The sequence below is a fragment of the Streptomyces sp. CNS606 genome (assembly GCF_000426325.1).
Genome location: NZ_AUFD01000018.1, coordinates 16085 through 40301, shown reverse-complemented (window position 1 = coordinate 40301; position 24217 = coordinate 16085). Strand labels below are relative to the sequence as shown.

The 24217-nt window shown below is 74.3% G+C and carries 13 protein-coding genes; all 13 read left to right on the top strand.

Annotated elements, in window-relative coordinates; genetic code table 11:
- Positions 1-165: 165 nt before the first annotated feature.
- The 13 genes from K304_RS0114165 to K304_RS0114105 all read left to right on the top strand — a co-directional run bounded on the left by K304_RS0114165 (position 166) and on the right by K304_RS0114105 (position 24200).
- A complete protein-coding gene (locus K304_RS0114165) occupies positions 166-987 on the top strand; it encodes an AfsR/SARP family transcriptional regulator (protein ID WP_027764278.1) in 822 nt (273 codons plus the stop codon).
- 91 nt (positions 988-1078) lie between these two features.
- Positions 1079-1846: a thioesterase domain-containing protein gene (locus tag K304_RS29005; RefSeq protein ID WP_078529109.1), complete on the top strand. Its 768-nt coding sequence runs from the start codon at positions 1079-1081 to the stop codon at positions 1844-1846.
- 111 nt (positions 1847-1957) lie between these two features.
- Positions 1958-2920, top strand: coding sequence for an aromatase/cyclase (locus tag K304_RS0114155; protein WP_486591660.1), 963 nt, complete (start codon positions 1958-1960; stop codon positions 2918-2920).
- Between the two features lie 149 nt (positions 2921-3069).
- Complete coding sequence (locus tag K304_RS31715) at positions 3070-5601, top strand: FkbM family methyltransferase (RefSeq protein ID WP_051308448.1); 2532 nt, start codon at positions 3070-3072, stop codon at positions 5599-5601.
- A gap of 17 nt (positions 5602-5618) precedes the next feature.
- Positions 5619-6470, top strand: a complete 852-nt coding sequence (locus tag K304_RS0114145; protein ID WP_027764276.1) for a 3-hydroxyacyl-CoA dehydrogenase NAD-binding domain-containing protein — start codon at positions 5619-5621, stop codon at positions 6468-6470.
- A 100-nt stretch (positions 6471-6570) separates the two neighbouring features.
- Positions 6571-6825: an acyl carrier protein gene (locus tag K304_RS0114140; protein WP_027764275.1), complete on the top strand. Its 255-nt coding sequence runs from the start codon at positions 6571-6573 to the stop codon at positions 6823-6825.
- A 16-nt stretch (positions 6826-6841) separates the two neighbouring features.
- The gene (locus tag K304_RS0114135; protein WP_027764274.1) at positions 6842-7993 is read left to right on the top strand and encodes an acyl-CoA dehydrogenase family protein; all 1152 of its coding nucleotides are present in this window, start codon (positions 6842-6844) and stop codon (positions 7991-7993) included.
- Positions 7990-9030 carry an HAD-IIIC family phosphatase gene (locus K304_RS0114130; RefSeq protein ID WP_027764273.1) on the top strand — a complete coding sequence of 347 codons (1041 nt, stop codon included), beginning with the start codon at positions 7990-7992 and terminating at the stop codon, positions 9028-9030. Before K304_RS0114135 ends, K304_RS0114130 begins: the two co-directional genes overlap by 4 nt.
- Before the next feature lie 73 nt (positions 9031-9103).
- Positions 9104-20884: a hybrid non-ribosomal peptide synthetase/type I polyketide synthase gene (locus K304_RS28995; RefSeq protein ID WP_037790435.1), complete on the top strand. Its 11781-nt coding sequence runs from the start codon at positions 9104-9106 to the stop codon at positions 20882-20884.
- Positions 20877-21734 (top strand): alpha/beta fold hydrolase, encoded by an 858-nt coding sequence (locus K304_RS0114120; protein WP_027764272.1) that lies wholly within the window; start codon positions 20877-20879, stop codon positions 21732-21734. The genes K304_RS28995 and K304_RS0114120 overlap by 8 nt, the downstream gene beginning before the upstream one ends.
- A 17-nt stretch (positions 21735-21751) precedes the next feature.
- A complete protein-coding gene (locus K304_RS28990; RefSeq protein ID WP_051308447.1) occupies positions 21752-23050 on the top strand; it encodes a cytochrome P450 in 1299 nt (432 codons plus the stop codon).
- Between the two features lie 33 nt (positions 23051-23083).
- Entirely contained in the window at positions 23084-23587 is a 504-nt protein-coding gene (locus K304_RS0114110; RefSeq protein ID WP_027764271.1) for a DUF3291 domain-containing protein, read from the top strand.
- 79 nt (positions 23588-23666) lie between these two features.
- Positions 23667-24200 (top strand): DinB family protein, encoded by a 534-nt coding sequence (locus K304_RS0114105; RefSeq protein WP_027764270.1) that lies wholly within the window; start codon positions 23667-23669, stop codon positions 24198-24200.
- Positions 24201-24217 lie beyond the last annotated feature (17 nt).

Here is a 24217-nt window from a genome sequence, read left to right as displayed (position 1 = left end):
CACCGGGCATCCTCCCACGCTGACCTCCGCAGTGAACGGGGTGCGGTTGGAAGGCCGCTTGAATCCCGCTGGAGATTTCGCGGCCGGGGCCCGTTCCCGGCCTAGCCTCGTGCCACCCGCAGGGCCCTCGTCCTCGGGAACTCGACCCTACGCGGAGGAGAGACCGTGGAGATCAAGGTTCTCGGGCCGTTGGCCGCGAGCGTCAACGGCATGTCGATCGTTCCGACGGCGGGCAAGCCGCGGCAGCTGCTCGCGTTGCTCGCCTGCTACCCGGGCCGGATCATGCCGGTGCCCATGCTGATGGAGGAGATCTGGGGCACCGCGCTGCCGCAGAGCGCCATGACGACGATGCAGACCTACATCCTCCAGCTGCGTCGCCGTCTGGGCACCGCCATGGGACCGGACGCGCCCAGCACCGCGAAGGACGTGCTCGCCACGCGGCACGGCGGCTACGTGCTCCAGATACGGCCGGAGTACGTCGACGTGCACCGCTTCGAGCAGCACGCCGCGCAGGGCAAGACCGCCTTCGACGAGGGCGACGACGAGCGGGCGGCGGCCGAACTCCGCAGCGCCCTCGACATGTGGCACGGGCAGGCACTGGTGGACGTGCGGCTGGGTCCGGTGCTGGAGATCGAGGCGATCCGGCTGGAGGAGAGCCGGCTGGTCGCCCTGGAGCGGCGGGTCGACGCCGACCTCCGTCTCGGCCGGCACGCCGAACTCACCGCCGAGCTCAGCGACCTGACCGCACGCCACCGCCACCACGAGGGCTTCCATTCGCAGGCGATGGTCGCCCTCTACCGCTCCGGTCGGCAGGCATCGGCACTGGACGTCTACCGCCGCCTGCGCGGCCGGCTGATCGACGAACTCGGCGTGGAGCCCTCGGCGCAGCTGCAGAGGCTGCACCAGGCGATGTTGGCCGTCGACCCGGGGCTGGACGTCCCCACCGGGCCGCGCCGGACCTCCACGTTCGACCTCTACGCCGCCTGACCGGGCGGACCGGCCCGGTCGGGCCTCCGCCGAGGCGGACGTGACCGGCCGGCCGCACCGCACGGACCGGTCACCCGCGGAAGGACGCCCGGTGCCACCCCATCCCGTACAACTGCACTGCTTCGCGCACGCCGGAGCAGGCGTGTCCTCGTTCCAGGGCTGGCCCGCCCACCTGCCCGCCGGAGTCGAGACGGTGTCCCACCTGCTCCCGGGGCGTGACGCCCGCCGGCACGAGCCGCGGGTCACCGACGGAGCGGCCCTGCTCGCGGACCTCGCCGCCCGGTTCGCCGTACCGCCGGCGGCGCCGTACGTGCTCTACGGGCACAGCCTCGGCGCGCTCGTCGCCCATGCACTCGTCCGGGCCCTGCACCGGTCGGGGCGGCCGGGCCCGGCCCTGCTCGCGGTCGGAGCCTGCCCGCCGCCGGACGCACCGTCGGACCTCTCCGATGCCTGCGACGAGCCCGACGAGCGACTGTTGCCGCGTCTCCGGGCGGTCGGCGCAGTTCCGGAGCGGGCCGCCCCCGGCGGTCTGTGGCACCGCGCCGTGCTGCCGGTACTGCGCGACGATCTCCGGCTCGCCCGGGCGCTGCGGGCCGAGGCATGCCGCCCGTCGGTGGAGGAGCAGCCGGGCGTGCCGGTGCTGGCGGTGGCGGGCGAGGACGACCCGCTGGCCGGCGCGGCGTCGGTGGCGGGCTGGCGGCGCTGGACCCGCGGACCGGTCGCTCTCCGGACCCTTCCCGGCGATCACTGGTTCGCGCACCGGCCCGAACTGCCCCGGCTCCTCGGGCGGGCCTGCACGGACCCGGCGCTCGCCGGAGCGCAGGTCCCCTCGCCGGCCGGGCCGCGGCGCGGCCGGTAGGCCCGGCCGCGCCGCGGGACGGAGCGGTCGAGCGCTCTTCCACGGCCCCTCGAGCCCGACGGCTGACGGTGCCGGATGCGGGGCGGTGCGTGGAGAAAGAAGGTTTCTGCAGTGGATGATCAGGTGCTGCGCACCGAACACGCGGTCGGCGTCGAGGCGCCGGTCGACGACGTCTTCGGATTGGTCGCCGACACCGCACGCTGGTCGTTGTTCCTGCCGCCCGTGGTGCACGTCGAGTGCATGGACGTCGACGGGGCCACCGAACGGGTGCGCACCTGGGCGGTCATGGGGGGCGAGGTCGGCTCCTGGGTGTCCCGGCGGCGGACCGACCCGTCGGTACCGGCTGTCGACTTCGCCCTGGACGGGCCGCCCGCGCCGGTGCGGACACTCGCCGGCCGGTGGGCCGTCGCCCCGCGCGACGGCGGAGGCAGTCTGCTCACCCTGCGCTGCGACGTCACCGTGCCCCCTGGCCCGGCCGAGACGGCGACACGGACGGAACGGGCGGTGGCCGCGTACGCGGCCACCGCGCTCGACGGCGTGCGGTACGTCGCCGAGCGCCTGCCACGTCTCGACGAACTCATCGTGGAGATCGAGGAGTCGGCACGCGTCGAAGGTCCCGCCGAGCTGGTCTTCGACTTCCTCCACCGTGTCGGCGACTGGCCCGACCTCGTCCCGGACGTCGTGCGCGCGGAGGTGAGGGAGGACCGGCCGGGCGTGCAGTTCGTCGTCACCGAGGAGACCTGTCCCGGCTCGCCGGGCGACGAAACGCGGGTCACCGAGTCGGTGCGCCTCTGCTTCCCCCACGCAGGCCGCATCCTGCACACCGCCGGCCGGTCACCCGGCCCGGTGGCCGCGCACGCCGGCGAGTGGTCGCTCGTGCCGGACGAGACCGGCGTGACCGTGGTCACCCGGCACAGCGTGCTGCTGGCCGAGGAGACCGTCGAGCAGATCCTCGGCCCCGGCGCCGGACTGACCCGGGCACGCCACCACGTCCGCGAGTCGATCGGCCGCCGCACCACCACCCTGCTGCGGCTCGCGGCGCAGCACGCAGAGTCCGGAATCCGCAGGCTGTGACGCCTCCCGGACCGTCCCGTCCACCGCAGCTCAGGCCCGGCTCTAGCCGACGAGCCGACAGTCGGCTGCCGACGGACAACCTCGGAAGCAGCGCGGGCGCCCAAGTCGCCCGGCGCGGCTCCGGCGGGCCCGAGACTTCGAGGAGAGGCATGAGCGTCAACATCATCAGGCCCGAGGACACGGTGCGGGCGGCACGGTCGTCCGAGCCGGTGCGCTGGCACCTCGCCCTCGTCGGCGGGACCAGCGGAGCCTCGCGGGACGCCGGAGTCGCGGGTCTCAAGGGCCGGTTCGCCCGGAACACCGGCGACGAGCGGGTGCCGGTCCGCATCAGCACCGCACAGGGCGCGGACACCGGCCACCGCGGGGCGGTCCTCGCCGGTGCGGAGGGCGCCACGGAACTCGGTGCCGAGCGGACCCGTGACGCCGCCCCGGTGGCCTTCATGTTCCCCGGCCTCGGCGACCACCACCTGCACATGGGCCGCGACCTGTACCGCGACTTCGCCGTCTTCCGGGAGACCGTCGACCGGTGCGCCGAGGCCCTGGCGCCCGAACTCGGCGTCGATCTGCGCGAGGTGGTCTTCCCCGCGTCCGACGACGACCGGCCCGCCGGCGCCGCGCCCGCGATCGACCTGCGCCGCATGCTCGGCCGCGCCGAAGGCCCGGCCGCCGAGGACGCGGACGGAGAGCCCGGCCGCAGCGCCACGGAACGTCGCCTCGACCGGACCCGTCTCGCACAGCCCGCGCTGTTCGTCGTCGAGTACGCACTCGCGCGGCTGTGGGAGTCGTGGGGCGCACGGCCGGCCCTCATGATCGGCTACAGCCTCGGCGAGTACGTGGCCGCCGCGCTCGCCGGCGTGCTGTCCGAGACGGACGCGCTGCGTCTGGTCGCCCGGCGGGCCGCGCTGATCGACGCGCTGCCCGAGGGGGCCATGCTCGCCGTGCTGCTCCCCGAGGAGGCGGTGCTGCCGCGACTCGGCGGGACGCTGTCGCTTTCCGCGGTGAACGGCCCCGAGCTGTGCGTCGTCGGCGGACCCGTGGCCGACGTGGCCGCGCTGGAGACCGCCCTCCGCGCGGACGGCGTCACCTGCCGACGCGTCCAGACCACCCATGCCTTCCACACCGCCATGATGGAACCGGCCGTGGCCGAACTCACCGCCCTGGCACGGACCCTGACGCTGCACGCGCCCCGCGTCCCGTACGTCTCCAACGTCACCGGCCGTCCGATCACCGACGCCGACGCCACCGACCCCGCCTACTGGGCCCGGCACCTGGTCAGCCCGGTCCGCTTCGCCGACGGCATGCGCGCGCTCGCCGACGTCCCGCTGCTGCTGGAGACCGGCCCCGGCCAGACCCTCAGCAGCATCGCCGTCGCCGACGGCCGGGACCGTACCGTCGTCGCCTCCATGCGCCACCCGCTGGAGAACCGCTCGGACTCCGCCGTCGCGCTGAAGGCGCTGGGACGGCTCTGGCTGGCCGGTGCCGACATCGACTGGAGCGGCTTCCCCGCCGACGAACTGGACACCGTGGCCGACGCGGCGGCGACCGCCGTGCGGCAGCCCGGTACGGACCACGAACCCACCGGCACCGGACGGGAGCTGCACGCGCTCTGGGCGAGGCTGCTGAAGACGGACGAACTCCCTTACGACACCAGCTTCTTCGAACTCGGCGGCAACTCCCTGCTCGCCACCCGGCTGACCCTGCGGGTGAAGCGCGCCTTCGACGTGGAACTGACCCTGCGACAGGTCTACGAGAACGCGACGCTGCACCGGATGGCCGACGCGATCGACACCCTGCGGGCCGGCGGCCTGCTCGCCGAGGACGGTGCCGGCACCTCGCACACCGGTCGCGCGCAGGCCCGCTTCCGGTTGCCCAACGGCATGACCGTCGTCCACCAGAACGAGGCGGAGACCCGCCACTTCTACGAGGACATCTTCGAACACCGCACCTACGCCAAGAACGGCATCAGCGTGCCGGACGGCGCGACGGTCGTGGACGTCGGCGGCAACCTCGGCCTCTTCACCCTCTTCGCCCACCACGAGGCCCGCGACGTGAAGGTGTACGCCTTCGAGCCGGCGCCGCCCATGTTCGCGCTGCTCCGGCAGAACGTCGCCGACCACGGGGTGAACGCCGAGCTGTTCGAGACCGGCCTCTCCGACGCCGAGGGCGAGGCGACGTTCACCTTCTACCCGCGCAGCTCGGGCATGTCCTCCTTCCACCCGGACGAGGAGGAGGAGAAGCACAACCTGCGCACCATCATCGCGAACCAGCAGAAGACCGGCGCGGAGCCCGCGGAGGCCGTGCGGCCCGCGGAGACGGCGGAGCCCGAGGAGCCCGCTTCGCTGGCCGGCTCCGAGGAACTGCTCGGCGTCCGCCTCGCCGCCATGGAGTTCACCGCCCGGCTGCGGCCGCTCAGCGCCGTCATCCGGGAGCAGGGGATCGAGCGCATCGACCTCATCAAGATCGACGTGCAGAAGAGCGAACGCCAGGTGCTCGACGGCATCGACGACGAGCACTGGCCCCTGATCCGGCAGATGGTGCTGGAGGCGCACGACGCGGACGGCGAGGTCGAACGCCTGGCGCGGCGCCTGGGCGACCGCGGCTTCGCCGTCACCGTCGAGCAGGACGAGCTGTACGTCGGCACCGACATCCACAACATCTACGCCGTCCGCGGCGACCGTTGACGAAGGACGGACCTGACATGGAGTTCCCCACCGTAGGAGTCGTCGGCGCCGGCGTGATGGGCGTCGGCGTCGCGCAGAGCCTCGCGACGACCGGGCACCACGTCGTGCTGGTCGACGTGTCCGAGGAGGTGCTGGACGGCGCCCGCAGGAACCTCCGGGACGGGCTGCGCGCGCAGGCGCTGTTCGGCAAGGGCCCGCGCCTCGACCACGCCGACGTCCTGAGCCGGATCGAGTTCACCACCGACGACGCGCTCCTGGCCAAGGCGGACTTCGTGGTGGAGAACGTCACCGAGGACTGGGAGACCAAGAAGGCGGTGTACGAGCGGATCGACCGCATCGTCCGCCCGGAGGTGGTGTTCGCCGTCAACACCTCGGCGCTCTCCATCACCCGCGTCGCCTCCGCCACCACCCGCCCCGAGCGCGTGATCGGCATGCACTTCATGAACCCGGTGCCGATGAAGCCGATGGTCGAGGTGATCCGCGGCCACCACACGACGCCGGAGACCGTGGAGGCCGCGCGCCGGTTCCTCGCGGGCATGGACAAGGACTGCATCGTCGTCGAGGACATGCCCGGCTTCGTCTCCAACCGGGTGCTGATGCTCACCGTCAACGAGGCCGCCTTCCTCGTCCAGGACGGAGTCGCCCCGGCCGCCGACGTCGACCGGCTGTTCAAGACCTGCTTCGACCACCGCATGGGACCGCTGGAAACGGCCGACCTGATCGGCCTGGACACCATCCTCAAGTCCGTCGAGGTGCTCTACGAGAGCTACAACGACGACAAGTACCGGCCCTGCCCGCTGCTCAAGAAGATGGTCGCCGCCGGCCTGCTGGGGCGGAAGAGCGGTGAGGGATTCCACACCTACCGCTGAGACGCGGGATCCGGTGCACGCCACCGCACCCCCGTACCGCTCCGCACCCTCCGCACCCTCCGCACCCTCCCGCAACTCCGACACGACAGGACGGAACCCGATGAGCACGGACAGCAGGACGAGGATCGCCGACTACCTCTCGCGCTTCTTCCCGGTGCACGAGCTGAAGGACGACGACGACATCTTCGCGCTCGGCTTCGTCAGCTCGATGTTCGCCATGCAGCTGGTGTCCTTCGTGGAGCACGAGTTCGGCGTCACCGTCGAGAACGACGACCTGGAGCTGGACAACTTCCGGTCCGTCGGCGCCATCGACGCCTTCGTCGCGCGGAAGTCCGCCGCGACGGTCCCGCAGTAGACGGGGGTACGCCACCATGACCGGAGCGCTCACGGCCGAACAGGCACAGGCCCGCAAGGAGTTCCGCGCCTTCGCCGACCGTCATCTCATGCCGCACGCCGACGCCTGGCACCGCGCGCAGCGCACCCCGCCGGACGTGGTCCGGCTGCTCGCCGGCGAGGGCCTGCTCGGCCTGCCCGTCGCCGCCCGGCACGGGGGCGGTGGCTGCGACGCCGTCACCCTCGGCCTGCTCGCCGCAGAGCTGGGCCGGGCCTGCTCGTCCGTCCGCAGCCTGCTCACCGTGCACACGATGGTGGCGCATGCCGTCGCCCGGTGGGGGAGCCGCGACCAGCAGGAGCACTGGCTGCCGCGGCTCGCCCGCGGCGAGAGCGTCGGCGCCCTCGCCGTCTCCGAACCGGGCGTCGGCTCCGACGCGGCGGCGGTGACCACCCGCCTCACCCGGGACGGCGACCACTGGATCGTGGACGGCCGCAAGCGCTGGACGACGTACGGGGCGAGCGCCGACGTGTTCCTGGTCGTGGGCCGCTCCGAGGAGGGACCCACGGCGCTGCTCGTCGAACGCGGCACCCCCGGTCTGCGCACCGAGCTGATCGAGGACCTGATCGGCATCCGCGCCTCCATGACCGCCGACGTCCACCTCGACGGATGCCGGGTGCCGGCCGGCAACGTGCTGGCCCGGCCCGGTCTGGGCGTCTCGCACGTGACCGGTGCCGCACTCGACCTCGGCCGCTACACGGTCGGCTGGGGCTGCGTCGGCATCCTCGACGCCTGCGTGGAGGCGAGCGTCGACTACGCGGGCCGCCGGGAGCAGTTCGGCTCGCTGATCCGGGAGCACCAGCTGGTCCGCCGCATGATCAGCGACATGTACACCGACGCCCGCGCGGCGCGCCTCATGTGCCTGGAGGCCGGCCGGCTCCGGGACGAACGGGACCCGGGCGCGCTGAGCGCGACCTCGGCCGCGAAGTACTTCGCGGCATCGGCGGCCGGCCGCGCCGCCGCCGACGCCGTGCAGCTCCACGGCGCCAACGGGTGCAGCTCCGACTTCCCCGTGCAGCGGCTTCTCGGCGACTCCAAGGTCATGGAGGTCATCGAGGGCAGCACCCAGCTTCACCAGGTCGGCCTGGCCGAGTACGCGTTCCAGGACCACGCCCCGAGGAGGAACCGATGACCGCCACCGCCGTCACCACCGTCAAGTGCGTGGTGTGGGACCTCGACCACACCGTCTGGGACGGGGTGCTGCTCGAGGACGGCGACGTCACGCTGCGGCCCGGCGTCGTCGACGTGCTCCGCACCCTCGACGAGCGCGGCATCCTGCACGCGGTCGCCAGCCGCAACGACCACGACGCGGCGATGGCGAAGCTGGAGGAGTTCGGCATCGCCGAGTACTTCCTCCACCCGCAGATCAACTGGGGCAACAAGTCCGCCTCCGTACGGGCCGTCGCGGAGGCCCTCAACATCGGCGTCGACACCCTGGCCTTCGTCGACGACCAGCCCTTCGAACGCGACGAGGTCGCCTTCGCGCACCCCCAGGTGCTGTGCATCGACGCCGTCGACGCCGCCCGGATGCCGGACATGCCTCGCATGCGGCCCCGGTTCGTCACCCCCGACTCCCGCGAACGGCGCCACCTCTACCGCGCCGACGAACGGCGCCGGGAGGCGCAGGAGACCCACCACGGCACGGACGAGGAGTTCCTCGCCTCGCTCGGCATGCGCTTCACCATCGCGCCCGCCCGCGAGCGGGACCTCCAGCGGGCCGAGGAGCTGACCGTCCGCACCAACCAGCTCAACGCCACCGGCTACACCTACTCCTACGACGAGCTCGACACCCTCCGCCGCTCCCCGCGGCACGACCTGCTGGTCGCGGGCCTGGACGACCGGTACGGCAGCTACGGCCGGATCGGCCTGTCCCTCGTCGAACGCGGCGAGGACGCCTGGACCGTGAAGCTGCTGCTGATGTCCTGCCGGGTGATGTCCCGCGGTGTCGGCACCGTGCTGCTCAACCACCTGATCCGCAGCGCCCGCACGGCCGGCGTCGCCCTGCGCGCCGAGTTCGTCCCCACCGAGCGCAACCGGACCATGTTCGTCACCTACAAGTTCTCCGGCTTCCGCGAGATCGCGGCCCACGACGGCGTCCGGCTGCTGGAGCACGACGGCTCCCACGTGCCGGGCTTCCCGCCGTACATGGACGTCACCGTCGAACGCTGACCGTCCTCACCGTCCCCCACCGCCCCTTTCCGCCCGCCGCCACCGCACCGCCGAAGAGAGACGGAAGGCCGAGATGAACGCTCAAGCGAACGAGGAGCGGCTGCGCCGCGCCATGGCCGCCGTCCTGCAACTCCAGCAGCGCAACGCGGAACTCGAGGAACGGCGGACCGAACCCGTCGCCATCGTGTCGATGTCCTGCCGGCTGCCCGGGGGCATCCGCACCCCGGAGGAGTACTGGGACCTCCTCGCGCGCGGCGGCGACGCCATCGGGCCGTTCCCGGAGCGGTGGGCGGAACTCGACCTGTACGACGCGGACCCGGGTGCGTTCGGCAAGAGCTACGCGCAGGAGGGCGGTTTCCTCGCCGGGGTGGAGGAGTTCGACGCGGAGTTCTTCGGCATCCCGCCCCGCGAGGCCCTGTCCATGGACCCGCAGCAGCGGCTGGTGCTGGAGACGGCCTGGGAGGCGCTGGAACGCGCGTCGCTGCCGCCGACGTCGCTGGGCGGCAGCCGCACCGGCGTGTACCTGGGCGCCATGCGCTCCGACTACGGCACCGGACAGGCCGGGCTGGAGGTGCTGGACGGCTACCAGGGCACCGGCATATCCGGCAGCGTCGTCTCCGGCCGGCTGTCCTACCTCCTCGGCCTCCAGGGCCCGTCCGTCACCGTGGACACCGCCTGCTCCTCGTCGCTGGTGGCCGTCCACATGGCGTGCGCCGCGCTGCGCGCCGGGGAGTGCGACACCGCGCTGGCCGGCGGCGTCACCGTGATGAACTCGCCCGCGCTGTTCGTCGAGTCCAGCCGGCTGGGAGCGATGGCCCCCGACGGGCGGTGCAAGAGCTTCTCCGCGCAGGCCGACGGCGGCGGCTGGTCCGAGGGCTGCGGCATGCTGCTGCTCAAGCCGCTGTCCGCGGCACGGCGCGACGGCGACCCGGTGCTGGCGGTGATCCGCGGCTCGGCCGTCAACCAGGACGGCGCCAGCCAGGGGCTCACCGCGCCCAACGGCCCGGCCCAGCAGCGGGTGATCCGCGACGCGCTGGCCGCCGCCCGCCTGTCCCCGGCGGACATCGACGCCGTGGAGGCGCACGGCACCGGCACCCCGCTCGGCGACCCGATCGAGGCGGGCGCGCTCGCGGAGGTCTTCGGGCCCGGCAGGGCGGCCGACCGGCCGCTGCTGCTCGGTTCGTCCAAGTCCAACCTCGGTCACACGCAGGCCGCCGCGGGCGTCGCCGGCGTGATGAAGATGGTGCTCGCCCTCCGGCACGACCGCCTGCCGGAGTCCCTGCACACCGCCGAAGCCAGTCCGCACATCGCCTGGGAGGCCAGCGGCATCCGGCTGCTGGACGGCGCGCGGCCGTGGAACGGCGGGGACCGCCCGCGCCGTGCGGGGGTCTCCTCGTTCGGCATCAGCGGCACCAACGCCCACCTGATCGTCGAGGAGGCCCCACCGGTTCCGCAGGACGCGCACGCCGCGACGGGGGGCGCGGCACCGGAAGGCGCGGCCGAAACCCCGGACGCCGCCGCCCCCGCGGCGGACACGGTGCCGCCGGCCGGCGCCGTGCCGATCGTGCTCTCGGCACGCGACACCGAGGCGCTGCGTGCCCAGGCCGCCCGCTGGGCCGACTGGTTCGCCGCCCACCCCGCCGAGCCCACCGCCGACGCGTCGCCCGCCGACGTCGCGCGCGCCGCGGCCCTCGGCCGCGCGCACCTCCCCGCGCGCGCCGCCGTGCTCGCCGCGAACACCGGCGAGGCCGAGAGCGGGCTGCGCGCGCTCGCCGACGGCCTGCCGCACGACGACGTGGTGGAGGGAACGGCCGCGGAGCGCGGCACCGTGGTGTTCGTCTACCCCGGCCACGGCAGCCAGTGGCGGGACATGGGCCGGCGCCTGCTCACCGAGTCCGAGGTGTTCGCGGGTGCCGTCGACGACTGCGACCGGGCCTTCCGCCCCTGGCTGGACTGGTCGATCCGCGACCTCCTCGCCGGGAACGACACGGAGGGCCTGCCCTTCGACCGGCTGGACGTGCTGCAGCCCGCGCTGTTCACCATGGCCGTCGGCCTCACCGCCGTGTGGCGTTCGCTCGGCCTGGAACCGGCCGCCGTGGTCGGCAGCAGCCAGGGCGAGGTTCCGGCGGCCGTGGCCGCAGGCGCCCTCTCTCTCCCGGACGCCGCCACGATCGTCGCCCTGCGCAGTCAGGCACTGCTGCGCGACTGCAGCGGCAAGGGCGCCATGGCCCTGCTGGAACTGCCCGCCGCCGAGGTGGCCGAGCTCATCGCCCCCTACGGCGACGCGCTGTCCGTCGCCCTGGTCAACACCCCCGGCTCCACCGTCGTGTCCGGCGACCCGGACGCCGTGGACGCGCTGCTCGCCGGAATGGAGGGGCGGGACGTCTTCCGCAGACGCCTCAACGCCCCCGCGGCGGGCCACTGCGCCCACGTCGACCCGATCCTCCCCGGCCTGGCCGAGCGGTTCACCGGCCTGCGTCCGCAGGAGTGGCGGGTCCCCTTCTACTCGACGGTGACCGGGGCCCTGCAGCCCGGCACCGCACTGGACGGCGCCTACTGGTGCCGCAACCTGCGCGACACCGTGCGTATGGACCGCGCGCTGGAGCGGCTCGTCGCCGACGGCCACGGCGTGTTCGTCGAGATCAGCGCCCACCCGGTGCTCGGCATGCCGCTCACCGGCGCCACCGCCGCCTCCGGGGGTGTGGTGACCGGCACGCTGCGCCGCGACCGGGGCGGCATGGACGAGTTCCTGCGCGCACTGAGCACCCTGCACGCGCACGGCCACCCGGTGGCGTGGGACCGCGTCCTCGGCACCGTCGCCCGGCACCGGCTGCCGGTCCCCCCGACGTACGCGTTCCAGGGCCGCCGCTTCTGGGTCGACGCGCCCCGGAACGGCGCGGGAAACCCCGGCCTGTCCCTCGCCCCCGCCGCGTCGGGGGAGACGGAGTCCGCCGGGCAGGCGGGTCTGCGCCGCCGGCTCGCGGTCCTGCCCGCCGAGGAGGCCCGGGAGCAGCTCGCCGGCCTGGTGTGCCGGGAGGCGGCAGCCCTGCTGGGGCAGGACGAGCCGGTCGACGCCGACCGCCGCCTCCAGGAACTCGGGCTGGACTCGATCATGGGCCTTCAGCTCCGCAACCGGCTGGCCCGGCTCGCCGACGTCACCCTCGCGACCAACGTCGCGTTCGCGCACCCCACCGCCGCCGGACTCGCCGCGCACGTCCTCGACGTACTCCGCGGCGACCACGAGGCGGCCGACGACGGCCCCCCGCTGGAGCGGGCGGCCCGCCGCGACGTCCACCCGGCCACCGACGGGCAGCGCCGGCTGTGGTTCCTGGAGCAACTCGACCCCGGCAACTGCCACTACAACGCCCCGGTGACGCTGCGCGTCGCCCGGCCGCTCGACCCGGACGTGCTGGCCGCCGCGCTGCACCGCCTCCTCGCCCGCCACGAGTCGCTCCGCACCGGCCTCCGGATGCGCGACGGCGACCTGGTTCAGGTCGTTCACGAGGACCCCGCCGTCCCCTTCCGGCACGAGGACCTCTCCGGCGCCGACCCCGCGGGCGGCGCCGTGGCGGAACGGATACGCGCCGAGGAACGCGCCCCCTTCGACCTGTCCGGCCCGTCGATGCTGCGCCTACTGCTGCTCGACCTGGCCGGCGGCGCACAGCTGCTGTGCCTGACGGTGCACCACGCCATCGCGGACGGCTGGTCGCTGACCCTGCTCCTCGACCAGCTCCACACCCTGTACCGCGAGCTGGCCGGTGGCGCGGAACCGGCGGAGGGCACCGTCCCGCCGCAGCTCGGCGACTACGCCCACTGGCAGCGGCGTGCCGCCGCGGAAGGCCACTTCGAGGCCGGCCTCAGCCACTTCGCCGAGGAGCTGGACGGCCTGGGCCGTCTCGAACTCCCCCAGCAGCAGGACGCATCCGCGGAGGACGGCACCGTCGGCTTCGCGGTGCCGGAGGACGTCCACCGCGACCTGGAGGCGTTGGCGGCGCGCACCGGGGCGACCCCGTTCACCGTCTACGCCTCCGCGTTCGCGGTGCTCCTCGGCCGCAGCACCGGCAGCACCGACTTCGGCATGGGCACCATCTGGGCCAACCGCCGCCCCGCCGGTACCGAGGACCTCGTCGGGTTTCTCGTCAACACCCTGCCGCTGCGCTGCGAGATGTCCGGCGACCCGACCTTCGAGGACTTCCTCGCCGCCACCGCCGCCCGCGTCCAGGCCACGGCCGAGCACCAGCACGTGCCGCTCACCGACGTGGTCGCGGCCGTGGACGCCGCCCGCAACGCCGACGAGAACCCGCTGTTCCGGGTGCTGTTCAACTACCGGGCGACCGCGCTGCCCGTGCTCGGCGAGGACGCGGAAGCGTGGGTGCCCTCGGACGACACGGCCCTCACCGGCACCCCGCGCGGCGTGGCCAAGTCCGAACTCGGGCTCACCCTCGCCCCCTCCGGAGGCGGACTGCTCGGCGAGCTGGAGTTCCGGTCCCAGGCGGTCGACGCCGACACCGCCCGGCGCATGACGGAGAACTACCTCGCGCTGCTCGCCGACCTGTTGCGCGACCCGGCCCGGCCGCTGAGCTGCTACGACCTGCTCGGCGCGGAAGAGCGCGCCTGCTTCGAGGAGTGGACCGGGCGTTCCGCCGCCGACCAGGCGGACCGGCCCGGCACCGACACCGCGCTCGACCGCATCATCGCCCAGGCCGCCCGCACCCCCGACGCCGTCGCCCTGGCCGACTCCGACCGGCGCCTCACCTACCGGGAGACGCTGCTGCGGGCGGGTGCCCTCGCCGACCGGCTGCGTGAACGCGGCGTGGGCCCGGGCGCGTTCGTCGGCGTCCACCTGCCGCGTTCCGTCGACCTGGTCGTCGCGGTGCTGGCCACCTGGCTCGCCCGCGCCGCGTACGTGCCGCTCGACCCGGCCTACCCCCGGGCCCGGCTCGAGTACGTGGCACAGGACAGCGGCCTGCGGGTCGTGATCTGCGCGCCCGACGGCGAAGGCCCCTTCGGCGAGGGCGTCGACGTCCTCGTCACCGACCCCGAGGACCCGCCCGCCGAACAGCTGCCGGAGCCGTCGGCCGGCCCGGTCCCGGACGACCTGGCATACGTCATCCACACCTCCGGCTCCACCGGCCGGCCGAAGGGCGTGCTGGTCGGACACGACCAGTTCGCCGGCTTCTGCCGCGCCATGGACGAACGCGTCGGCGGCGGCCCCGGCGACACCTGGCTGGCCGTCACCAGCCTGTCGTTCGACATCTCGACCCTCGAACTGCTCTGGACCCTGACCCGTGGCTACCGCGTCGTCGTGGCCGGCGGCAACGCCGCCGACTGGGCCGCCCACGCCCACTGGGCGCCGACCCACCTCCAGTGCACGCCGTCCCTGGCCCGCATGCTGCTCGCCGACGCCGACGGCCGCGCCCTGGTGGCGCACCTGGACCGGATGCTGGTCGGCGGCGAACCGCTGGACCGCGCCCTTGCCCGCAGGCTCACCGGCCTGCTGCGCGGCGAGCTGACCAACATGTACGGACCGACCGAGACCACGGTCTGGTCGTCCGCCTGGACGGTGACACCCGGCGAGATCAGCCTCGGCGAGCCGCTCCACGGCAACCGGCTGTACGTGCTCGACGGCGGCGGCCGGCCGGTGCCGCGCGGCTTCCGCGGCGAACTCCACATCGGCGGACGGGCCGTGACCCGCGGCTACCTCGGACAGCCCTCGCTCACCGCCGAACGGTTCGTCCGCGACCCGTTCGCCGACGGCGACGACGCCCGCATGTACCGCACCGGGGACGTGGTGCGGCACCGCGCCGACGGCACCCTGGAGTTCTGCGGCCGCACCGACGCGCAGGTCAAGCTGCGCGGTCACCGCATCGAGCCGGGCGAGATCGAGTCCGTCGCCGCCGAGCACCCCGCCGTCGCCGAGTGCGCGGCCGTCGTGCGCCCGGACGCCGACGGCGAACCCCGGATCTTCCTGTACTGGTCGCCCGCCGGCGCCGCGTTCGATCCGGCCGACCTGCCCGACCTGCCCGACCTGCCCGACCTGCTCCGCGAGCGGCTGCCCGCCGCCATGGTGCCCGCGCGGATCCTCGCTCTCGGCGCCCTCCCGCACACCCCCAACGAGAAGATCGACCGCGGCGCCCTCATCCGGCTCCCCGCGCCCGAACCCACCGCACCCGACGCCGCATCCGCCCCCGGGCCGGGGGACGCACCCCCCGCTCCGCCCCCCGCCGGTGACGTCGAGCACCTGATCGCCGCCGCGTGGACGACCGTGCTGGGCCGGACCGACATCGACCCGGACCGGGGCATCTTCGAGCTCGGCGCCGACTCCATGACGGCGCTGCGCGCGCACCGCGTCATGTGCGACGCCCTGGACCGCGAGTTCCCGCTGTCCGCCCTCTTCCGCTACCCCACCGTCCGGAAGCTCGCCGACCACCTGCGCGGGGCACCCGCACCGGCCGGCGCACCCGCCGTGCGCCGGGCGGCGGCCCGGGACGACGCCGTCGCGATCGTCGGCATCGCCGTCCGCCTGCCGGGTGCACCCGACCTGACGACGTTCTGGGAGAACCTGCGTGGCGGCGTGGAGTCCCTGACCCGGTTCACCGACGAGGAACTCCTCGCCGCGGGCGTCTCGCCGGACGACCTCACCCGCCCCGACTACGTGCGCACCCGGGCCGTCGTCGCCGACCCCGACCTGTTCGACGCCGACTTCTTCGACTACGCCCCCGCCGAGGCGACGGCCATGGACCCGCAGCACCGGCTGCTGCTCGAGACCTCCTGGCAGGCGTTCGAGGACGCCGGGATCGTGCCGCACGCCGTCGACGGCCCGGTGGCCGTCTTCGCCGGCGCCGGCTACGGCGGCTACCCGCAGGAGGAGACCACCGACCTCTCGTCCTTCTACCGCACCATGATCGGCACCAAGGGCGACTACCTCGCCACCCGCCTCGCGCACCGCCTCGACCTGCGCGGGCCCGCGCTCACCGTGCAGACGGCCTGCTCCACCGGCCTCGTCGCCACCCACCTCGCCCGTGAGAGCCTGCTGCGCGGCGAGTCCGACGTCGCCCTCGTCGGCGCCTCTTCCCTCACCCTCCCCACCGTCCAGGGCTTCGTCCACCAGGAAGGCCTGGTCGTCTCTCCGGACGGGAAGTGCCGCGCCTTCGACCAGAAGGGCAACGGCACGGTCTTCGGCAGCGGCGTGGTGGCACTGGTCCTGCGCAGGCTGTCCGACGCGGAGGCCGCCGGCGACCGCGTCCACGCCGTGCTGCGCGGCAGCGCGGTCAACAACGACGGCGCCGACAAGGCCGGATTCACCGCGCCCAGCGTCGGCGGGCAGGCCCGCGCCGTCGCCGCCGCCCAGGCGGAGGCCGGCGTGACGCCCGCCGACATCGGCTACGTCGAGGCGCACGGCACGGCCACCGCACTCGGCGACCCCATCGAAGTCCAGGCCCTGCAACAGGTCTTCGGCGGTGGCGAACGGCCGGCTCCGTGCGTGCTCGGCTCGGTGAAGACCAACATCGGCCACGCGGACGCCACGGCCGGCCTCGCCGGACTGGTGAAGGCCGCCCTCTGCGTCCGGCACGGCGAACTCGTCCCCAGCCTCCACTACGAGCACCCCAACCCGGAGATGGGCCTCGACCCCGCCCTGTTCCACGTCGGCACCGCGCACACCGCCTGGGAGGGGGAAGCCCCGCGCCGCGCCGGTGTCTCCTCGTTCGGTATCGGCGGCACCAACGCCCACGTCGTCCTCGAACAACCGTCCCGGTCGGACGTCGCCGCCGACGGCACGGCGCCCGCATCCCGTGCAGCGCCCGCATCCGCCGCCCCCGCGGACACGGCTCTGCCGGTCGTTCTCTCCGCCAAGACCGCGACCGCGCTCCGGGAACAGGCCGCCGCCTGGGCCGACCTGCTCGACCAGCGGCCCGGCACGCGGGTCCGGGACGTCGCCCACACCGCCGCCCTGCGCCGCGCGCACTTCACCGAACGCGCCGTCGTGCACGCCGGCTCCCCGGCACGGGCGGCGGCCGCGCTGCGCGCGCTCGCCGACGACCGGCCTCACGCCGACCTGTTCCGCGCCACCGCCGCCGCCCGCGGCCGTACCGTCTTCGTCTTCCCCGGCCAGGGCGCGCAGTGGCTCGGCATGGGACGCGAACTGCTCGCCGAGTCCGCCGCATTCGCCCGGACCGTGCACGCCTGCGACGCCGTCTTCGGGCCGCTCGTCGGCCACTCGGTGACCGCGCTGCTGGAGGGCGACGCGTCCGGAGCGGAGCTGGAGCGGCAGGACGTGCTGCAGCCGCTGATGTTCACCGTGTACGTGGCGCTCGCCGCCGCCTGGGACGAACTCGGCGTCCGCCCCGACGCCGTGACCGGGCACAGCCAGGGCGAGGTGGCCGCCGCCGTCGTCTCGGGGGCGCTGAGCCTCGCCGACGGCGCCCGCGTCATCGCCGTACGCAGCCGCGCCCTCCAGGACGTCGTGGGAGTCGGCTCGATGGCAGTGGTGGAACAGCCGCTCGACGTGGTGCGGCAGCGCATCGCCGGCCACGGCGACCGGATCTCCGTGGCCGCGGTCAACACCCCCGGCTCCGTGGTGGTCTCGGGCGACGCCGACGCCGTCGAGGAACTGCTGTTCGACCTCGACGACGACGACGTGGTGTGCGGCAGGCTGGAAGCCCCCGTGGCCTCCCACAGCCGCCACATGGACACCCTGCTGCCCGGTATCGAGACGGCACTCGCCGGCCTCGCACCGCGCCCCGCGGACATCCCCTTCTACTCCACCGTCACCGGCGAGGCGTTGCGCGGCGACGAGCTGGACGCCGCCTACTGGTGCCGGAACCTGCGCGAGCCCGTCCGCCTGGACCTGGCCCAGCAGCGACTCCTGGACACCGGCCACGACGTCTTCGTCGAGGTCGCGCCCCACCCCGTGCTGGCCATGCCGCTCACCGAGGGCTGCCCGCGGGCCCTGGTCGTCGGCAGCCTCCAGCGTGGTGACGGCGGCCGTTCCGCGCTGCTGCGCAACCTCGGGCTGCTGCACACCGGCGGCCACCGGGTCGACTGGGGCACCGCGCTCGGCGGCCACGCTCCGGCCGCGCCCGTCGACCTGCCCGGATACGCCTTTCAGCGCCGCAGCTTCTGGATCGACCCGCCCACCAGGGCGAGCGACGCCGCCGTGGACGGCGCGTTCTGGCACGCGGTGCGCGAGGAGGACGGCGGCCCGCTCGCCGACCTCCTCGACGCCCCGGACGGCCTCCGCGGCCACGTCGAGGAGATCCGCCCGCTACTCGGCGCCTGGTGGCGGCGGCAGGCGTCCCGCGCCGAACTCGCCGGACTGCTCTACGAGGACGCCTGGCAGCCCGCCCCGCACGGCCCCGCCCGCACGGACGGCCCGTGGGTCGTCGTCGACACCGAGCGGGAGGCGGCTGCCGCCGACGCCGTCGACCGGGCGCTGCAGGCCGCCGGGGCGCGCGTGCACCGCATGCGCGCCACCCGCGACCGCGCCGCCGTGCGCGACACCCTCGCGGCCCTGCCGGCCGCACCGGCCGGGATGGTCACCCTCGCCTCGCCCGACGACGCCCGGTGCCCCGGCGGCCTCACCGAAGGGCTGCACACCACGCTGGCACTGCTCCAGGGAGCCGCCGACGCCGGGCTGACCGCCCCGCTGTGGGCGGTCACCCGCGGTGCCGTCGACGTCGACGGCACCGAAGGAGTCCCGAACCCCGCACAGGCCCTCGTCACCGGCCTGGGACGCGTCGCCGCGCTGGAGGAACCCCTGCGCTGGGGAGGCACCGTCGACCTGCCCGCGGCACCGCACGACGGGTGGGCCGGGCAGCTCGCGGCAGCCCTCACCGCCGGCGACAACGAGGACCAGGCGGCGCTGCGCCCGGCCGGGCGCTTCGTACGGCGGCTCCGCCGCGCCGAGCCCGGCCCGGCCGGCACACCGTGGGAGGCACGGGGCACGGCCCTGATCACCGGCGGCCGGGGCGCACTCGGCAGGCACCTCGCCCGCCGGCTCGCCGCCCGCGGCTGCGCACACGTCGTGCTGGCCTCGCGCCGGACGGACGCCACCCCGGAGACCGAGCAGCTCCGCGCCGACCTCGCCGACCGCGGGGTGCGCCTGTCCGTCGAGGCGTGCGACGTCACCGACCGCACGCAGGTCGACGCCCTGGTGAACCGGCTGCGGGACGACGAGGCCCCGCTGTCCTTCGTCGCCCACCTCGCCGGGGTGTCACGGATGACCGCCGTCACCGGCCTCACCCCGGAGGCCGCCGCGGACGAGGCCGCAGCCAAGGTCCTCGGCGCCCGCCACCTGCACGACGCGCTCGCCGGGCACCCGCTGGACGCCTTCGTGCTCTACGGCAGCGGCGCGGCCCTGTGGGGCGGCGCGGGCCAGGCCGTGTACGGCGCCGCCAACACCGCACTGGAAGCCCTCGCGCGGCACCGGCGTGCCGCGGGCCTGACGGCCACCGTCGTCCACTGGGGCGGCTGGTCCGGCGGTGGCATGGTCGACGCCGACGCCGAACGGACCGCCGCCGCCCGCGGCCTGCGCTCCATGGCCCCGGCCGCCGCCCTCGACGCACTCGAAGTCGCCCTCGCCTCCGGCACCCCGGCCCTCGGCGTCGCGGACATCGACTGGACGCGCTTCGCTCCCGCCTACCGCGCGGCACGGCCCCGCCCGCTGCTCGACGATCTTCCCGAGGCCCGCGAGGTCCCCGGGCCGGACGTCCCCGCCGACGGCGCCGCCGGTCGCGACCTGCGCGCCGCGCTCGCCGCCCAGGACGCCGGTGAACGGCTCCGCACCGTCGCCGACCTGGTGCGCACACAGGCGACGGCCGTTCTCGGCCTCCCGGCGGAGGAGGTTCCGGACGAGCGGTCCCTGGTCGAACTGGGACTGGACTCGCTGATGGCGGTGACCATCCGCAGGGAGCTGACCCGCCGCACCGGCCTGGCCGTGACCAGCGAGACGATCCTGCGGCACGCGACCTGCGCCGGCATCGCCCGGCAGCTGCTGGCCGAGCTGCTGCCCGAGCCGGACGCCGCACCGACCGCACCGCGGCGTCCCGCCGGTCACGCCGAGACCTGGCTGCGGGTGCTGAAGCCGTCCGGCGCTCCCCGGGCACGGGTGTTCTGCGTGCCCGGCATGGGCGGCACGACCGGCGGCTACCTGCCCCTGGTCCGGCACCTGCCCGACGACGTCGAACTGGTCGGGGTGCAGCTGCCGGGCCGCGAGGCCCGCACCGACGAGGAACCCGCGCGCGACATGATGGCCCTCGCCGACCACGTCACGGCCGCCCTGTCGGGCCGGCTCGACGTCCCGTTCGTGCTCTTCGGCCACAGCCAGGGCTCCTGGCTGTGCTGGGAGGTCGCCCACCGCCTCGCGCACCGGCCCGGGGTTCCCGCCGTCGCGCTCGCCGTGGCCTGCGCCCTGCCGCCGCTCGCCGAACCCACCGACGGCCTGCGCCGGCTCGCCGAACTCACCGGCGACTTCGACGCCCCGGCGCTGGAGACGTTCGCCGAGATCTTCGACGGGCTGCTGCCCGAGGAGATCCTCCGCAGCGACGAACTTCTCGCGGAGTACGTCGAGCGGCTGCGTGCGGACACCGCCCTCGCCGACAGCCACCGGACCGCCGTGCGCGACGCCGAGCGACCCCCGCTCACGCTGCCCGTCCTCGCGGTGGAGGGCACCGCGGACCCGGTGCTCCCCGAGGGCGCCACCGGCGTGTGGCGCGAGCTGACCACCGGCCCCTTCACCACCTCCCGCATCGACGGGACGCACGCGGCGCCGCTGACGAACGCCGCGGCCATGGCGGACGCACTCATGACCGCGATCGCACGGATCGCCACCACCGAGGAGGATGACCATGCCTGAGATCGAGCGCCCGGACGGTGCCCGCCTGCACTACGAGGTGCACGGCGACGGACCCGCCGTCCTGCTCCTCGCCCCCGGCGGCGCCGGCAGCGGCCGCGACGCGTGGGCGGACAACGCCTACGACCCGGTGGCCGAACTCTCCCGCGACTTCCGGATCATCGCCGTGGACCGGCGGCACGACGGCCGCAGCACCGCCCCCGCCGAGGCGTTCGACCACGCGGAGACGGCCGCCGACCTGGTCGCCGTCCTCGACGTGCTCGGCGTCGAGCAGGCGCACGTCGTCGCGGCCGGGGACGGCACCGCGTCGGCCTGGCGGCTGGCCCACGACGCGCCGGAGCGCGTCCGTTCGGTCGTCGCCCAGCAGCCCGCCGGCGTCGACCCGGCCGGCGGCGGACTCGCCGTGCACCTGCGCCGCTTCGACGAGGCCATGCGCCTGCCGCGGGCGGACGGCCTGGCCGCGGTCGTCGACGCCGCGCGGCGGGACGGGCGGTTCGCCGCCCACCCCGGCGCCGGGCCGTTCGCCGCCCGCCTCCATCACGACCCCGCCTTCGCCGACGAGATCCTCGCGCTGCGCCGGGAACGCTACGTCGTCCGCGTGGTCCGCTTCCGCGACGGCCTGTACCCCGCGGATTCCGCGTACTTCTCGGTGCCCGAGGAGTGGATGGCCCGGTGTCCCGTGCCGCTGCTGGTGCTGCCCGGCGACGATCCCGCACACCCCGAGGTGATCGCCAAGCGGATCGCCGACGAGGCGCCCCGGGCGACGCTCCTGGAGGCCGACTTCGCCTCCCCGGACAAGCGCACGGACACCGTCGCGGCCGTCGCCGCCTTCCTCACCACCCACTCCCGCTGACGAAGGACCTCGCCACCATGAATTCCCTCGACACCCTCGACACCCTCGACATCACCGACGAGCAGGCCTACGCCGAGCACGGCTACCCCTACCGGGAGTGGGACCTGCTGCGCCGCGAGGCGCCCGTCTTCTGGTACGTCCGCCCCGGCTTCGAACCGTTCTGGGTCGTCACCCGGCACGAGGACGTCGCCCACGTCTCCCGCCACACCAAGATCTTCTCCAGTGCGCAGCGCGTCACCGTCGACACCGCCGACGCGGTGGAGATGCTGGAGGCCGAACTGGAGGAACGGGCGAAGATGTTCGGGCACAGCCCCGACGACCCGCCAGCGCTGTCCTACATGGATTCGCCGCGCCACCGCCACCTGCGGCGCATCATGGCGCCGTGCTTCACGCCGAAGGCCGTGAGCGAGCTGGAGGACCGGTTCGCCGAGCTCGCCGCCTCCTACGCCGAGGAGTTCACCCGGCATCTCGACGAGCACGGCGACGCCGACGTCGCCCGGCACCTCGCTGCCCGCCTGCCCGTCGCCGCCATCTGCGAACTCGTCGGGGCGCCGGTCGAGGACTGGGACTCGATCTTCCAGTGGACCGAGGGCACCACGGCCGCCGCCGACCCCGAGTACCAGCTCGAGGGCGAGGACGCCGAGGCCGCGTTCCGGCGCAACATCACCGCCCTCAACGGCTACGTCGCCAACCTCGTGCAGGAACGCATGGCGGCCGCCGACGGCACCGGCACCGACGTACTCAGCCGCCTCGCCGCCGGCCGCATCGACGGCGAACCGCTGGCCTTCCACGAGATCCTCTACACCGTCTTCAACCTGCTCGTCGCCGGCATCGGCACCACCCGCAACGCCACCACCGGCGGCCTCCAGGCCCTCCTGGAACACCCCGACCAGCTCCGCAAGCTCGTCGACGACCCCTCGCTGCTCGACCGCGCGGTGGAGGAGATCCTCCGCTGGACGACCATCGCCGTGCACTTCGTCCGCACCGCCACCGAGGACACCGAACTGAGCGGCACCCGCATCCGCAAGGGCGAGACCGTCGCCCTGTGGTATCCGGCCGCCAACCGCGACGCAGAAGTCTTTGACGACCCCTACCGCTTCGACATCACCCGGGAGCACAACCCGCAGACCGCGTTCGGCGGCCACGGCGAGCACGTCTGCCTCGGCGCGCACCTCGCCCGGCTGGAACTGCGCGCCGTACTGCGGGCCGTCCTGCCGCTGCTGCCCGAGCTCGAGGTCGCGCGCAAGCCGGACTCGAGCGTTCTTCATCTGCAGGTCGCTGAAATCAAGCGACTGATCGTACGCCGCAAGAAGTAGACCCGAAGAACGCTGCGAGCAACCGGAGACGACGTGCCGAACGTACCCACCTCCCTGCACGAGTTCGCCGCCGGCGACGAGTCGGACCTGGAGGTGGTCGTGCCCTGGACGGGGCCCGCCATCGACCCCGACACCGGCGCGCTCCGCGAACCGCTGCCCGAGACCTACCTCGTCGCCACGTCCGTCGGCTGGCCCAAGCCCGGGCACGAGGAGATCGGCGGACAGCTGAACGCGGCCATCCTCGAGGAGCTGTGGAAGCGCGACGGCCTCCTCGCCGCCGCCCTCGCCATCTCCGTCACCAACCACAACGCCGCCCGCAACCTGGTGCTCTGGCGCGACAAGGAGGCCCTCGACGGCTTCCTGTACTCGGAGGTCCATCTGGAGGCGGCCCGCCGCACGCGGCACCTCATGTACGACTGGGAGGGCGCCAACTGGACCGGCACCTCCCGCACCGAGCTGCCGACGTTCGCCGAGTCCCGCGCGCGCCTCGACGCCGCCCGCGCCCCGGGCCGCAGCGCCTACCACTCACCCTCCTGAGCGCCCTCGCCGCCCGGGCGCCCAGCGCCCCACCCCGGCGAGCCGCGCATCCGTTCTTTGGAAAGGACCGGCCACGACCATGACGCAAGCCCCCTCCGCCCCCGCGCCGCAGGCTGTCGGCGACCACCTCGTGCAGGCACTCGACGTGGGGTACGAGCTGGTCCTCGCGCTCACCGAGGGATTCGACGACGAGACGGCGCTCGCCGCCCCCGACGGCCACAAGCCCCTCGTATGGTTCCTGGGGCATCTCGCCTGTGCCAAGGACTACTTCTCCACCCTGCACCAGGGCACCCCGAAGGCCGTCACCGAGGAGTTCTCCGACAACTTCGCCGACGGCGTCGACACGGACTTCACCCACGTCCCGCCGCTCGCCGAGATGATCGACATCTACCGCTCGGCGCACACCCGCATCCGCGACTTCGTCGCCGCCGGCCTGTCGCCGGAGGACCTCGGCCGCCGCTCCGCGCTCTTCCCCGACGAGAACATGGGCGAGTACGCCGAGCAGTTCGCCACCCTCGGCAAGGCTCTCGCCCTCACCCAGATGCACGACTCCTTCCACGCCGGCCAGATGGCGCCCCTGCGGCTCGCGCTCGGCATGGAATCCCCGGTCTGACCGCACCACCGAGCTGC